This is a genomic window from Arcticibacter sp. MXS-1, assembly GCF_041902385.1.
Taxonomy (GTDB): Bacteria; Bacteroidota; Bacteroidia; order Sphingobacteriales; family Sphingobacteriaceae; genus Arcticibacter.
On the sequence record NZ_CP169244.1, the window covers coordinates 4,810,510 to 4,824,468 of the forward strand.

At 46.1% G+C, this 13,959-nt stretch carries 13 protein-coding genes and 1 pseudogene; 6 read left to right on the top strand and 8 right to left on the bottom strand.

The features are described from left to right. Positions 1–9 precede the first annotated feature (9 nt). From fbp to ACES2C_RS20810, 5 genes are all read right to left on the bottom strand, one after another. On the bottom strand, positions 10–1,092 hold the full coding sequence (gene fbp / locus ACES2C_RS20790; protein WP_374164964.1) for a class 1 fructose-bisphosphatase: 1,083 nt from the start codon (positions 1,090–1,092) through the stop codon (positions 10–12). Between the two features lie 21 nt (positions 1,093–1,113). After that, positions 1,114–1,608, bottom strand: a complete 495-nt coding sequence (locus ACES2C_RS20795) for a metallophosphoesterase (RefSeq protein WP_374164965.1) — start codon at positions 1,606–1,608, stop codon at positions 1,114–1,116. Between the two features lie 101 nt (positions 1,609–1,709). Then, positions 1,710–2,423: a tRNA1(Val) (adenine(37)-N6)-methyltransferase gene (locus ACES2C_RS20800; RefSeq protein WP_374164966.1), complete on the bottom strand. Its 714-nt coding sequence runs from the start codon at positions 2,421–2,423 to the stop codon at positions 1,710–1,712. A gap of 1 nt (position 2,424) precedes the next feature. Beyond that, a complete protein-coding gene (locus tag ACES2C_RS20805; protein WP_374164967.1) occupies positions 2,425–2,811 on the bottom strand; it encodes a VOC family protein in 387 nt (128 codons plus the stop codon). Between the two features lie 52 nt (positions 2,812–2,863). After that, positions 2,864–3,700 carry an energy transducer TonB gene (locus ACES2C_RS20810; RefSeq protein ID WP_374164968.1) on the bottom strand — a complete coding sequence of 279 codons (837 nt, stop codon included), beginning with the start codon at positions 3,698–3,700 and terminating at the stop codon, positions 2,864–2,866. A gap of 314 nt (positions 3,701–4,014) precedes the next feature. On the opposite strand from ACES2C_RS20810, the gene ACES2C_RS20815 reads away from it, so the two are divergent. The 3 genes from ACES2C_RS20815 (at position 4,015) to ACES2C_RS20825 (ending at position 8,521) form a co-directional block, all read left to right on the top strand. Then, positions 4,015–6,189 (top strand): glutamine synthetase III, encoded by a 2,175-nt coding sequence (locus ACES2C_RS20815; RefSeq protein WP_374164969.1) that lies wholly within the window; start codon positions 4,015–4,017, stop codon positions 6,187–6,189. A gap of 627 nt (positions 6,190–6,816) precedes the next feature. Beyond that, the gene (locus ACES2C_RS20820; protein ID WP_374164970.1) at positions 6,817–7,995 is read left to right on the top strand and encodes an AIR synthase related protein; all 1,179 of its coding nucleotides are present in this window, start codon (positions 6,817–6,819) and stop codon (positions 7,993–7,995) included. 34 nt (positions 7,996–8,029) lie between these two features. After that, positions 8,030–8,521 (top strand): YdeI/OmpD-associated family protein, encoded by a 492-nt coding sequence (locus ACES2C_RS20825; RefSeq protein ID WP_374164971.1) that lies wholly within the window; start codon positions 8,030–8,032, stop codon positions 8,519–8,521. Positions 8,522–8,573: 52 nt separating this feature from the next. On the opposite strand, the pseudogene ACES2C_RS20830 reads toward ACES2C_RS20825, so the two are convergent. Next, positions 8,574–8,654 (bottom strand): annotated as a pseudogene (locus ACES2C_RS20830) (type B chloramphenicol O-acetyltransferase); the annotation flags it as partial. 156 nt (positions 8,655–8,810) lie between these two features. Here ACES2C_RS20830 and ACES2C_RS20835 point away from each other — a divergent pair. Both ACES2C_RS20835 and ACES2C_RS20840 read left to right on the top strand, forming a co-directional pair. Next, the gene (locus ACES2C_RS20835; protein WP_374164972.1) at positions 8,811–9,182 is read left to right on the top strand and encodes a hypothetical protein; all 372 of its coding nucleotides are present in this window, start codon (positions 8,811–8,813) and stop codon (positions 9,180–9,182) included. 9 nt (positions 9,183–9,191) lie between these two features. Next, entirely contained in the window at positions 9,192–10,019 is an 828-nt protein-coding gene (locus ACES2C_RS20840) for a S1 RNA-binding domain-containing protein (protein WP_374164973.1), read from the top strand. A 124-nt stretch (positions 10,020–10,143) separates the two neighbouring features. Here ACES2C_RS20840 and ACES2C_RS20845 read toward each other — a convergent pair whose 3' ends face one another. Together ACES2C_RS20845 and ACES2C_RS20850 are read right to left on the bottom strand one after the other, a co-directional pair. Continuing rightward, complete coding sequence (locus tag ACES2C_RS20845) at positions 10,144–12,333, bottom strand: S46 family peptidase (protein WP_374164974.1); 2,190 nt, start codon at positions 12,331–12,333, stop codon at positions 10,144–10,146. A gap of 85 nt (positions 12,334–12,418) precedes the next feature. After that, on the bottom strand, positions 12,419–12,823 hold the full coding sequence (locus ACES2C_RS20850) for a c-type cytochrome (protein WP_374164975.1): 405 nt from the start codon (positions 12,821–12,823) through the stop codon (positions 12,419–12,421). Positions 12,824–12,970: 147 nt separating this feature from the next. On the opposite strand from ACES2C_RS20850, the gene ACES2C_RS20855 reads away from it, so the two are divergent. Beyond that, positions 12,971–13,714, top strand: coding sequence for a DeoR/GlpR family DNA-binding transcription regulator (locus ACES2C_RS20855; protein WP_374164976.1), 744 nt, complete (start codon positions 12,971–12,973; stop codon positions 13,712–13,714). The last annotated feature ends 245 nt before the right edge of the window (positions 13,715–13,959 follow it).

Consider the following 13,959-nt stretch of genomic DNA (forward strand, 5'->3'; position numbering starts at 1 on the left):
AGAGAGCAGTTAAGCTACCACTCCGATCTTTGGAGTATCCAGAGAAGGCGCCGTGGCCGCTTGCTTCTCAATAAGCTTTCCTAGTTCCGGTGAAAAATCACGCATCATTTCTTCCGCCTTTCTTACCATGTTTTCAGAACCAAGGAAGATAGCAGAACGCTGGTGCAGGGAGTTGACATCCTTATCCAGGATCCTTTCAAACCCATCGGTCGCTCTTCCTCCAGCCTGCTCAATGATAAAGGCCATGGGGTTACACTCGTATACCAGCCGTAGCTTGCCCCTGGGAGCGCTCGCGGTAGTTGGATAAATAAAGATTCCTCCTTTGATCATATTACGATGGAGATCTGCCACCATGGAACCGATGTACCTTGAAGAGTATGGCCTGTTGGTTTCTTTATCCATCACCTGGCAGTACTTGATATACTTCTTTACACCGTCGGGAAAATGCACATAGTTCCCTTCGTTTATTGAATAGATCACACCATCTTTAGGGATCTTCATGTCGGGATGAGAAAGACAGAATTCACCTATAGAAGGATCGAGTGTAAAGCCGTTAACACCTTTCCCTGTAGTGTAGACAAGCATGGCAGAAGATCCGTACACTACATAACCTGCAGCTACCTGCTCCACTCCTTTTTGCAGGGCGTCCTGGATAGTTGCCTTGCCCTCCGTAGATTTGCGACGGTAGATGGAGAAGATAGTACCAACAGCTACGTTCACGTCAATATTAGATGAGCCGTCCAGAGGATCGATGGCCACGATGTATTTGGCATTCTTTGAAACCTCCGATTCAATGTACACGGGATCGTCATTCTCTTCCGAGATCACGATACAACATTCTCCCCCGCAAGTCAAGGCGGAAATAAACTGCTCATTTGCAAAAACGTCAAGCTTCTTCTGCGACTCTCCATGCGTATTGGTAGTCCCTACCTCACCCAGGATGTCAACTAATCCTGCTTTGTTTACCTCACGGTTTACAATTTTCGCTGCAATACCGATATCCCTTAATAAACGGGATAGCTCCCCCTTGGCATAAGGGAAGTCTTTTTGTTTTTCAATGATAAACTGGCCTAACGTTTTTACTACTGACATATACTTAGTGTATTTTTTACATTATCTCTTTCCCAACTCGATCGCCTCCAAATTAAGGATTTTATCGTCAGAAATGCTGAATCTAAGCAAAGAACGCATTTTATGCCATCCTTGTTTGCCTGCAGCACCAGGATTTAAGTGTAAAGTACCAATTTTTTTATCGTATATTACTTTTAGTATGTGCGAGTGGCCGGAGATGAAGAGCTTAGGGGGATTCTGATAGATCAGGGTCTTCACTGCAGGACTGTAATGATCAGGATACCCCCCGATGTGGGTCATCCACACATCCACCTCTTCGCACTTAAAGCGAATTGTCTCGGGATAGACAAGCCGCACATCCTTTCCGTCAATATTCCCAAAGACACCTCTTAAAGGCCGGAATGCTGCGAGCCTGTCAGCAAGCTCAACATTACCAAAGTCGCCGGCATGCCAGATCTCATCGCATTCTTCGAAATAGCTAAACACGGCTTCGTCGAGGAAGCCGTGGGTATCTGATATAAGACCAATTCTTTTCATTAGAGAACAAGGGCTGGCTGTAATAAGCATCAGCCGAAAAATATGTTAGACTGTAAAAAGAGCAATAGCTGCTCAGGAATAACGATCCAGAAGTAAAGCAACTAGAAGATCGTCAAAAAGTTCTTTAATAGCTCCCGATATTGATCGGAATACTGCTTTTCTGCCTTGTAGATCGCCAGCTCTTCGCTTCTTACCGCCGTCTCGGGTGTTCCGAGCGTTATAATCTTTCTGTGGGGCGTTGAGCTGGGAAACGACAAGATAGCAATTTCAGACTGAAGGAACAAGCCGATTCTTTTAGCCTCTGCCTCCACTAAAGCGGATGTTGACAGCGGAAGGATCAGGCAAATTTGTCCCTTGGGACTAAGATGAAGGAACGACAGCTCAAGCAGCTCGCTGAAGAAAGTCGCATCTGCATGCCGGGCGGTCTGTTTCTTGCTATCGGCGTTCTTTAGCGAGTCGAGAAAGAAAGGGGGATTAGAGACAATCAAATCATAGGTTTTACCTGCGGATTGCCTCAGGTAATCCTGAAAAGAGCTGCATGTCAGTGAAAGCCGCTTATCAAACGGACTGTTTCTGAAGTTCAGTTCTGCTGTGGCCGCAGCAAGCGGATCGATCTCTACCCCATCAACATGGGTGTCGGGGAAACGTTGTGCGAGCATCAGGGCCACAACGCCTGTACCTGTACCGATATCAAGGATCTTTGAGGCGTGCCGGCCCTCTGTCAGCGCTCCGAGTAAGGCAGCGTCGGTATTTACTTTCATTGCGCAACCGGCCTGATCTACATCAAAGCACTTAAAGCGGAAAATATCGGCCATCCTATCTTTCGTATAATTCAAGAGGCAGCTGGTCAGGGTCGGCAAAGAATGTAAACCTCTTGCCCGTCACCTCATCTATCCGGATCGGTTCGGTTGCAACTCCGTACCCGGAGAGACGGCTTATTACTGATTCTAAATTATCTACATGGAAGGCAAGGTGCCGCAGCCCGCAGGCCTCCGGACCTGATACACGGGCAGGTGGGTTAGGAAAAGAAAAGAGCTCGATCTGAAAGTGATCTCCAACTTTCAGATCGAGCTTATACGACTGCCTCTCGGCCCTGAACGTTTCAGCTATAATTTCCAAACCTAATATCTCGGTGTAGAAACGCTTCGAGACCGGATAGTCTGAGCAAATAATGGCAACATGGTGAGGGGCATTCAGCTTCATGGACGTGTCTTTTAAAAACTGAAGCAAAAGTAAAGAAAACACAGCCCCTCTCCTATTCGCCTAATGAAAACATGATCGGAAGGGTGTATTGCACCCGCACACGCTGTTTGTTTTGTATCCCGGGAGACCAGGCCGGAGATTTTTTAAGCACTCTGACGGCTTCCTCATCACATCCAAAACCGATCCCTTTAACAACCTTGATGTCTGTGAGGGTGCCATCTCTTTCTACGATAAAACTAACGAAGACACGGCCTGCCACATTATTATCCACAGCAGAGGCAGGATAGCGAAGGTTTTTTCGCAGGTAGTTCCCAAAAGCCTCCACTCCTCCCGGAAATTCGGGAAATTTCTCTACCAAGTGAAAATCGACCAGGCCGTCGCCTTCTCCCGTGCTCACTTCGCCTGTTCCTGCGCCGCCAGTGGCAGGCAAAGAGGCAGGACTTTCAATCGCCGGCACTTCGATCCCTTCCTGTGTTTTAGTAGCGATTGTACTTTTCTGAAGGGTCTGTACATCCGGCATTTCCTCCGTAACCTGAGCCGCGGCAACCACCCTTGGCGGCACAAAGCGAGTCGTCTTGATTTTCTGCTCCATACCTGCAGGAAGGGGAGGCGGCGGCAGCTCCTTCACATGTGACAGGTCCACCACAATGGGACGGTCATCGCTTATTAGAGCCGGTTGAGGTGCCTCGGGAATATCGGCGCCAAAATTCCGGATTACGACGGGAATGGTGAATCCAACAACAAAGATGATTGAGGCAAGCAGCAAGGCTTTGTTAAGATTACTGGCATATTCCTTTCTTAGTTGATAGGCACCATACTCATGATTTCTGTTAGCGAATACAAGCTCGAGCCACTCGCTCCTGTAAACATCAAATTTGTCTGTGAACATATTTTGAAGATTTAGTTCTACCACTAAGATGGATCTGTGGCTCTGATTCCATAAGCTTCTCCCCGTTTTCTCACTCTGAAACGACTAAACTCGCCTTTCGGAAAAAGACGTTACAACTTATATATCGCAACACTCTTAACATCAAGAGCCTAAGGCCGGTGTCTAATAAGCTCACAAACAACATGGCCGGCTAAAAAAGATAGAAAAAAGGCAAAATAGATGACCAAGAAATTAGAATATTAGCAATATTTTCCAAATCTTTGACCCGAAATTTTCTATTTCAACAAAATACAAGGGAAAAATTATATAATACTATGTCAAATCTCCGTTTTCAGGCATTAAATGCCGTTCTCACCAGGTCAGTGCCTGATGTAGCTTCGCCGTCTCCAAAGATTTCCGACTTTTATGCATGCAATGTCTTCGACAGAAGGAAAATGAAGGAGTACCTTTCAAAAGAAGCATATCAGAGTGTTACTGATTCTGTTATACTGGGCGAGAGAATTGAGCGGGAAGTTGCCGAACAAGTAGCTTCAGCGATGAAAGCCTGGGCAATGAGTCAGGGCGTAACACATTATACTCACTGGTTCCAGCCTCTTACAGGCAGTACTGCTGAAAAGCACGACTCCTTCTTTGAGCCTTCGGGCGATGGAATGGGAATTGAGAAGTTCTCAGGCGACGCGCTCGCGCAACAAGAACCTGATGCGTCTAGTTTTCCTAACGGAGGAATCAGAAGCACTTTTGAAGCACGCGGATATACGGCATGGGATCCTTCATCCCCTGCATTCATCATGGGCAAAACGCTTTGTATCCCTACTGTTTTCGTTTCTTATACAGGCGAAGCATTAGACAACAAGGCTCCTTTATTAAAAGCACTTAGCGCACTGGACAAGGCCGCTGTCGGTGTTGCTCAGTATTTTGACAAGAGCATTGAAAAAGTAAACGCCTCCCTGGGTATCGAGCAGGAATACTTCCTCGTGGATCTGGCCCTGTTCAACGCCCGTCCCGATTTGTACCTTACAGGCAGAACCTTATTCGGTCATATGTCTGCGAAGAACCAGCAGCTGGAAGACCACTACTTCGGTTCTATTCCTGATCGCGTACTGGCCTTCATGCAGGAACTTGAGATCGAGTCGCTTAAACTCGGCATCCCTTTAAAAACGCGTCATAATGAAGTTGCGCCTTCGCAGTTTGAATGCGCTCCTATTTATGAAGAGATTAACCTGGCGATCGACCACAACCAGCTTTTGATGGATCTGATGGACAAGGTGGCCCGCAGGCATAATTTCAAGGTATTGTTGCATGAGAAACCTTTTGCAGGAGTCAACGGATCAGGAAAGCATAACAACTGGTCTTTGATCACCAATACCGGCAAAAATCTTCTTGCTCCCGGAAAGACTCCGAAGAACAACCTGATGTTTCTCACTTTCTTCGTCAACACGATCAAGGCAGTACATGAGCATGCTGATCTTCTTCGGGCTTCTATTGCTTCTGTGAGCAACGATCACCGCCTGGGCGCTAACGAAGCTCCTCCGGCTATCATCTCCATCTTCCTCGGCAGTCAGCTCAGCAACGTCCTAGACGAAATTGAAACATCGCGTCTGACCGGCAAGATGAAGCAGGAGCCTACTCTGTGGACTAATATTCCTAAGATCCCTCAGATCCTGCTCGACAATACTGACCGTAACCGTACTTCTCCTTTTGCCTTCACAGGTAATAAGTTTGAGCTGCGCGCAGTTGGTTCTTCCGCAAACTCTGCTGCGCCAATGACGATCCTTAATCTGATTGTGGCTGAACAGCTCACTAAGTTTAAGGTAGAGGTAGACAAGCTCCTCAAGAAAGGCGAGAAAAAAGACGTCGCCCTGATGACCGTTATTAAAAAATACATCAAGGAATCGAAAGCGATCCGCTTTGAAGGTAACGGTTACAGCGACGAATGGGCAGAGGAAGCTGAAAGAAGAGGTCTGTCAAATATCAAGACCACTCCAAGAGCGCTTGATGTCCTGATCACCGAGAAATCAGAAAAGTTATTTGAAGAAACAGGGGTTTTCAGCTCACGTGAAATCCATGCCCGCCATGAGATCCTGCTCGAAAATTATTTCAAAAAACTTCAGATCGAGGCAAGGGTGATGGGCGAACTTGTGAATAATGTGATCCTCCCAGCCTCTGTTGCTTACCAGACGGAGTTGATCGAAAATGTTAAAGGCCTGAAAGAGATCGGACTGGGCGAAGACGCTTACGCCGCTCAGCTTGACATCATCAAAAAGCTATCTTACCACATCAACACGGTACGGGCGAATGTGCTTGACATGGTGAACGAACGTAAGAAGGCAAATGTAATTGAAGATGCGAGAGAAAAGGCAATTGCCTATGACGAGAAAGTGAAGTCTTATTTCGAAACCATTCGCTATAACGTAGATAAGCTGGAACGCCTTGTTGCTGATGATAAATGGCCTCTGCCTAAGTTCAGGGAACTGTTGTTTATGAAATAAAGTGCACATGCACTTTATTTCATAAACGGCTATTGGCTTATAGCTGTTGGCGATTAGCTACCAGCTGAGCAACGATAATGCATAGAGAGGCTGTATCTGTAACGGATGCAGCCTCTTTTTTTGGGGTGCGGGCTGTGAACTATAGGTTGTGCGTTGAAAGTTGTAGGTTGCGGCTTATGCGCTATGGCCTGTAGGCAGTGATTGAAGGGGGATAGGCTGTGAGACAGGAGCTTAGAAACATAATTCCTGCCCGGTATCCAGTCATTGCACAAGCTTTAAAAGCATCATCAGTTTGATAGCTTATTGCAAGAGCCATATGCTAAAGATCAGGCATGAACTGTCGATGTCAACGACGAAGAGGCACTTGACAATTACTAAAGATCAATTATCAATAGCTAACTTGCCAATCGCCAATCGCTACCGCCAATTGCTGGCTGCCAACCGTTAAAGCTGGTTCCCAGTTGCAAACATCACTATCTGAAATTCGAAAGCTAATAACGAATCGCTAATGGCGAACCGCCAAAAGCGAAAAGCTAACCGCCAACAGCTGATTGCTAATTGCTGAAAGCTGATTACCAAACGCTAATCGCGATTGCTGAACGCTTAAAATTGCTAACTTTGCCTCAAATGTCAGATCTCAAGTACAACCAACGCGGCGTCTCTGCAGGAAAAGAAGACGTGCATAATGCAATCAAGAACATTGATAAAGGCATATTTCCAAAAGCTTTTTGTAAGATAATCCCCGATGTATTGGGCAAAGAAGAGCAATGGTGCAATATCATGCACGCCGACGGGGCCGGCACCAAGTCGGCACTTGCGTACGTCTACTGGAAAGAGACCGGCGATATGTCTGTATGGAAAGGCATCGCACAGGACGCTGTTATCATGAACCTTGACGACTTGCTCTGCGTGGGCGCTACGGACAATATTTTATTGTCTTCCACTATAGGCAGAAACAAAAACCTGATACCGGGTGACGTGATCGCTGCTATCATCAATGGAACAGAGGAAATATTGGCGGAATTAAGGGAGCTTGGTGTTGGCATTTATTCAACCGGAGGAGAAACGGCCGACGTTGGAGATCTGGTCCGGACTATTATAGTCGACTCTACTGTAACCTGCAGGATGAAAAGGGAAGACGTCATTTCGAATGACCGTATAAAAGCGGGTGACGTTATTGTGGGCCTCGCCTCGTATGGTCAGGCCTCCTATGAAAAAGAATATAACGGAGGCATGGGCTCTAATGGCCTCACCTCTGCCCGCCATGACGTATTTCACAAGTATGTAGCGGAAAAGTATCCGGAGAGCTATGACCCGGCAGTGCCTTATGAGCTGACCTTTGCTGGAAGCAAAAAACTAACTGACGACATACCCTTGGAAAACGGCGAAACTATAACAGCTGGAAAACTGGTTCTGTCACCAACCCGTACCTACGCTCCGGTGATCAGACAAATTCTGGAGAAGCACCGGTCGTCTATCAATGGCATGGTTCATTGTAGCGGAGGCGCCCAGACAAAAGTTCTTCACTTCATCGGGAACCTGCACGTTATAAAAGATAATCTCTTCCCCGCCCCTCCCCTGTTTAAACTGATCCAGCAGGAGTCGCAGACAACATGGGAAGAAATGTACAAGGTTTTCAACATGGGCCACCGGATGGAGTTGTACGTACCTGCCGACATTGCTGAAGACATTATCGCTATCTCTGAAAGCTTTAATATTCCGGCCCGCATCATTGGAAGAGTGGAAGCAGCTGCAAGCAAGAAAGTGACAATCCGCTCCGAGTTTGGCGAGTTCGAATATGAGTAGCCGTGATGGAGGCGGTAACTCAGCAGGCAGCCGAATGAAAAAGACGTCATTTACCGCTTATCTCAGTCCGATCGAAGGACCGATGATTCATCACGTAATTATCCTTCCCGAAGAAACAGCGCAGGAATTCAGAGTAGAGAAAGGTGCTGTAAGGGTGATCTGTTCTATAGAGAACGGAGAAGAGTTTCCCTGCGCCCTTAATCCCCGTGATGGGAATTATGTTATCATGGCGAGCAAGCAGCTAATCAAAAAGCACCGGCTCAAAAACGATGTCCCGTTTACCGTCACGATCTACCCCGACAAGAAAAATGGGCTTGAACTTCCTGAAGAGATGCAGGAACTACTTTTGCAAGACGAGTGGGGAGCACAGCTGTTTGAGAAGCTTCTCCCGGGTAGGAAACGCAGTCTGCTCTACTATATACGAACGGGAAAAAGCGTCGACACAAGAATAAAAAGATCCATGGAAATCCTCGAAAAGCTAAAGACCGAGAGTCTTCATTTTCAGAAACAGCAAAAAAGCGACTAATCCGACCTGACGAAAACGGCTGCTAACGATAATATCCCGGGTAGTAAGACTATTTACCAGCGACTATATTTGGGTTTTTAATATGGTCCCTGATGATTTTTCCTTTAAACGGACTTTCGAAGAAATTTTCCATTTTATACATATTTGTATGTTACCAAATGCAAAGATACAACGACTAATGGCTGTATTTTTGCATTAATAAGGCATATCAGCTGCCATATCAACAGCTTTGAACTCGACGGAATGTTGTGAAGCCTTAAATCATGAACAATCTCACTAAAACAATAAAATGCAGGAATCAATTTCAATTGAACTATCTCAGCAGAGCCTCGATGCCATCCGAACGGGGAGATACCATCATATTCTGTTCCTGGAACTACAGGACAATTTAAATAAGATCAACGACCTTCTATCTGCGTATTATTTCAGGAGCAGGGGCAGCATTAATCAGCCTGAGATCCGCAGTGATTCACTGCTTATCTCGCCTGAAGGTAAAGGACAATTTGTGGTTCATTACATCATCGGCTTGTTCAATGCCTGCGCAGATCTTGACCTCAGCGAGTCAGACAAGATGACAATTCAAATGAACGTGGACATGAACACAGGAAAAACTACACTTACCGGTGAATATTTCTACGAAAGGGAGCCCGACGAGTTGTAAATTTGCAGAATGATAGAAATCGGAAAATATAATGACCTTAGAATAACCGAAAGCACTTCATCTGGATTTATACTTTCCGACGGTGAACAAGAACTGCTATTGCCTGCCCACTTCGCTCCTAAAGGCGCGTCTAAAGGCGATGACGTCTATGTATTCGCCTATATCAACAAGGAAGGAACGTTGGTGGGTACAACTCAAAAGCCTCACGCTTGTGTGGGCGACTTTGCCTACCTCAAGGTAGTTGACGAAAACAGGGATGGCGTATTTATGGATCTTGGCATTGATAAAGATGTCTTTGTGCCAAACCGCCAGCAAAAGAAAAAGATGCTAAAGGGAGAAAGTTACGTTGTGTATGTCTATCTCGACGAAAGCAACGGACGTCTGCTGGCCTCTTCCCGTTTATCTGACTTTGTAGAGGAAGAGGATATCGACCTCGAAGAGAAAGAAGAGGTAAGTCTTTTAATCTGCGAACCCACCGACCTTGGATATAACGCGATTATCAACAACAGGTATATAGGTTTGCTCTATCAGAATGAGCTGTTTACTTACGTGCACCCAGGTGACGTACGCAAGGGCTGGGTGAAGCGGTTCAGGCCCGACGGCAAAATCGACTTAAGTCTCCAGGCGCTTGGCTACGAGCACATACTCGACTTAAAGGAACGAATATTTGAGGAATTAAAAGCTGCGGGAGGCGTTATTGAGCTTGGTGATAAAAGCTCGCCAGAAGAGATCTACCAGCGCTTCCAGATCAGCAAAAGTGCGTACAAGAAAACGATTGGTGCGCTATATAAAGAACGGAAGATCATCGTATCTGATCATGAGGTACGCCTCGTATAAATCGAGTGACTAGGCTTCAATAAAAAGCCTGCAACCGTATTGATTGCAGGCTTTTGTTAAATCTTACTCTAATAAAGCACGTTCAACCCATTCCGAGCAGAGCGCCAAGAGGTTGAAAACACCCTTATTTTTTCACTGCTTTCTTCGTAACGGCCCTGGGCTCATTCTTGCGGATATCAAGCTCCGAAATGATATTCTTAGCACCACCGAGCACGTCTATGCACCAAAGCACATAACGGGAATCTACACAGATAGTGCGTTTATACTGCTTGTCGAACGCGATATCGCCCGACATAGCCTCCCAGTTTCCATCGAAAGCCAGTCCAATCAGCTCGCCGTTTCCGTTGATGACCGGAGATCCCGAGTTCCCTCCTGTGATGTCATTGTTGGTGATAAAGTTGACAACCAGGGTTCCGTTCTCGGCGTACTGACCAAAGTTGCGTGAATTGTAAGCGTCAATCAGGCTCTTTGGAAGATCAAACTCAGAATCGCCCGGAACGTATTTTTGCATCACACCATCAATTGTCGTAATAGTATTGTAGGTGATGCCGTCTTTAGGACTATAGTTCTGCACGTTTCCGTATGTGATACGCATGGTTGAGTTGGCATCAGGGTACATCAGCTTTCCTTTATTCTTCTCTAACAGAGCCTTCAAGTAAAGATTATCAAGCGTAGCCTTCGTAGTCTCAAACTCACTGACTGCAGAACCCATGTTCGCTTTAATGAAATCGGCAGGAATTACGTTTACTGCGTATTGATAAGCAGGATCTTTTTCAAAATCAGGTACGGAGGGATTCTTTGCGAGGAATGCTTTCAGCTTATCAGGCCGGATCAGATCAGAATTATTCCATAAATATTCCGCGTACTTGTTAAAGGTCTCCTCAGGGTTCCCTTGCCAGTTATCCTGCGCAATAGTAGTGTAGAACTTCGGATGCTGACTCTTAGGAAGATCGTTATAAAACGCTGCGTGTATTTTGGCGAAGATCTTTTTATCGGCCTTTTCATTATACGTTTCTTCGTAGTCTCCAAGAGATGAAGAAACGTAATTTTTCGCCTCTGCGAATTTTGCTTCGCCCTGCCGTGCTGCAGCAGCAAGGGTTACGAGCTGCCTTACCCATGAGGTAGCGAGAAAGCCCTCATTAATGTAAGTGCGTTCAATAGCAAAGGGCTGGTAGGCCTCATATGCCTTTTCGTACCCTGATATCAGGCCGGCATAGGTTGGATTTGAAGCTGCCCACCTTGTGAAGTCGGCTTCTCCTTTTTGCTTTTGCTCATAGATCTTCAGGCGTTTCAGCTGTTCGGTCTGACCAATGAAATACTTCCAGTAGTTAGCTATGCTGGCATATTTGGAAGAAAGCTTAAGCCGTGTGGCTACGTCTTTGTCCATTTCTTCTTTCCAGGCCTTCAGACGAATATCACGAAGCTTCACAATGGTTGGAGATACTTTTTCAGTGGCAAGCTTTACACCATAAGAGGTAAGGAAGCGATCTGTGCGACCAGGGAAACCATATACCATTGAAAAATCACCGTTCTTTGTACCCTTGATAGATACAGGGAGGAATTTCTTGGGGGTGTAAGGCTTGTTGTCAGCCGCGTAGGTGGCTGGTTTGTTGTCTTTTGACGCGTATACGCGGAATACGGTAAAGTCGCCGGTATGTCTCGGCCATACCCAATTGTCGGTATCACCTCCAAACTTTCCGATCGACTGAGGAGGGGTTCCAACTAAGCGAACGTCATTAAATTTCTGGAATATGTAGAGGAAGTACTGATTTCCCTTGTAGAAATCTCTTACAAATCCTTCATATCCTGTTCCTTTAGTGGCCGCCTCTGCGATTTGCTTTCCAACCTCTTCTATCTTAGCAGCTTTCTGGGCCTCTGGAAGTCCCTGAACCGCAGCATTCACCTTTGACGTTACGTCTTCCATTCGTACCAGAAAATTCACAAACAGCCCAGGTACCGGCTTTTCCTCTGCATACGATTTTGCCCAGAACCCATTGTCGAGGATGTTATCCAGGGGAGTTGAATGAGAAGCAACAGCATCATAGCCGCAATGGTGGTTGGTGAAGATCAGACCGTTCTTCGACACGATCTCGCCAGTACAGAAGCCTCCAAAAGAGACAATGGCATCTTTAAGACTAGCCTTATTAATACTGTAAAGGTCTTCAGGAGTGAGCTTAAACCCCTGCTTTTTCATCTGGTCATAGTTCTTCCCGATCAGCATCGGGATCCACATTCCTTCGTCGGCCCTGACGATTGTACTAACCAGCAATGCGCAGGTCAGAAAAAATGCGACTAAAGCGTTTCTTTTTCTCATTATAAACAAATTGTTAGGAGGCGAAATTACATATTGTTCATATATCCACCGTCATCTTTATACAATTTACCGGAAAAAGAGCAGCCTATTTACTGTTATGCAAAAAAGGCTTGTTAGGATCGGCCGGAAATGATAGCATATACTTAACAATGGCTTCTGCTTCCTCATGTTTAAGGTTTGGATGTGGGGTCATTTCTCTTGATCCCCAAATTCCCTGCTCTGGCTTCACTCCAATGATGGCAATGTGCGCCAGATGCGAGAAGTTGGCCTCTGTATCTTCATACTCAGCTGCGAGCTGGCGAAAAGAGGGGCCTACAATAGCTTCATTCTCTGCATGGCAGCCGCCGCAGTCCTCGCGCTCGAAAAGCGCTTTACCCCGGGCGAGCTCTTCTTTGCTCACGGGGCTGTAGCTGTCTGCAGATTTTTTAGGGCTCTGCCCGCAGGCCAGCAGGCAAATAGATAAGATAGTAAAAAGAGAAAATACGCGCATTCTATTACACTTTGCTACTTAACAAATTTCGAAGAGGATGGTTGGCTGTAAACTCAGGCGCATGGAGGACAGCAGAGCGGCACGCTTCGCCTCCTTGATAGTTAAATTGCGATACTTATATTTGAAAAACAATTGAACCAATAAGCAATGTTAAAAGAAGAGCGTCAGTCTTACATCATAAAACAAATAAACCTTCACAACAAAGTCCTCTCGTCAGACTTAAGTGTTCAGCTTAACGTTTCGGAAGATACGATCAGACGTGATCTGAATGAGCTGGCGGAAAGTGGAAAGGTGCTGAAAGTATATGGAGGCGCGCTCTCAAAATCCTTCCACTACCCTTTTCACGAAAATGACGTCTACGCAAGAGACTCTAAGAAAGAGATTGCTAAAAAGGTCATCAAGCTTATACAACCGGGCATGGTCTTACTTGCCGGGGGCGGAACTTCACTAATCGAGCTAGCACGCCTGATGCCCGACAACCTTCAAATCACTGTGTTCACCGTCAGCCCTCTTGTAGCTCTTGAACTGACTGAACGCTCAGGAATAGAAGTCATCCTGATAGGCGGCCATTTATCCAAGAACTCGCACATCAATACAGGAGCGCTCACGATAAGTCTCTTGTCCGACATTAAAGTCGACCTCTGTATCCTTGGGACCAACGGCATTTCAATTGAAGAAGGGATTACAGATTCCGACTGGGAAGTCGTACAGGTCAAAAAGGCGATGATCAAAGCTTCGCAGAAGACAGCCATGGTAAGCATTGCAGAAAAACTGAACTCCGTGCAAAAGATGAAGGTCTGCAATCTGAACGCTATTCACTACCTGATCACAGACGCTGACCCGCAGGATAAACTGCTGAAAGGATATGCAGATGCCGTAAAGGTGGTCTAGTAAGTCCTTACAACCTTAACCTCAGCTGGCTTACCACAGGAACAGCAGATACATTCTGCTTTGCCAATTTTACTAAGTGGGATGTATTGTATTCGCCTCAAAGGAGCGGCTCGCTTCTGACAACTCGCGCATAGTTAATGAAGAGCCCGACGGCCGCACTGAACACTAAAAAAGGCCCTGGTGAACTTTTTTCTTCGGCCCTACAACCACCAGGTACCGCCCCCCACAACTTATAACTTATAAGT

Coding starts and splice junctions, on each gene's coding strand:
- ACES2C_RS20815 (WP_374164969.1), top strand. CDS start 4,015: ATGTCAAATCTCCGTTTTCAGGCATTAAATGCCGTTCTCACCAGGTCA.
- ACES2C_RS20820 (WP_374164970.1), top strand. CDS start 6,817: ATGTCAGATCTCAAGTACAACCAACGCGGCGTCTCTGCAGGAAAAGAA.
- ACES2C_RS20840 (WP_374164973.1), top strand. CDS start 9,192: ATGATAGAAATCGGAAAATATAATGACCTTAGAATAACCGAAAGCACT.
- ACES2C_RS20795 (WP_374164965.1), bottom strand. CDS start 1,608: ATGAAAAGAATTGGTCTTATATCAGATACCCACGGCTTCCTCGACGAA.
- ACES2C_RS20855 (WP_374164976.1), top strand. CDS start 12,971: ATGTTAAAAGAAGAGCGTCAGTCTTACATCATAAAACAAATAAACCTT.
- ACES2C_RS20835 (WP_374164972.1), top strand. CDS start 8,811: ATGCAGGAATCAATTTCAATTGAACTATCTCAGCAGAGCCTCGATGCC.
- fbp (WP_374164964.1), bottom strand. CDS start 1,092: ATGTCAGTAGTAAAAACGTTAGGCCAGTTTATCATTGAAAAACAAAAA.
- ACES2C_RS20845 (WP_374164974.1), bottom strand. CDS start 12,333: ATGAGAAAAAGAAACGCTTTAGTCGCATTTTTTCTGACCTGCGCATTG.
- ACES2C_RS20850 (WP_374164975.1), bottom strand. CDS start 12,823: ATGCGCGTATTTTCTCTTTTTACTATCTTATCTATTTGCCTGCTGGCC.
- ACES2C_RS20825 (WP_374164971.1), top strand. CDS start 8,030: ATGAAAAAGACGTCATTTACCGCTTATCTCAGTCCGATCGAAGGACCG.
- ACES2C_RS20800 (WP_374164966.1), bottom strand. CDS start 2,423: ATGGCCGATATTTTCCGCTTTAAGTGCTTTGATGTAGATCAGGCCGGT.
- ACES2C_RS20810 (WP_374164968.1), bottom strand. CDS start 3,700: ATGTTCACAGACAAATTTGATGTTTACAGGAGCGAGTGGCTCGAGCTT.
- ACES2C_RS20805 (WP_374164967.1), bottom strand. CDS start 2,811: ATGAAGCTGAATGCCCCTCACCATGTTGCCATTATTTGCTCAGACTAT.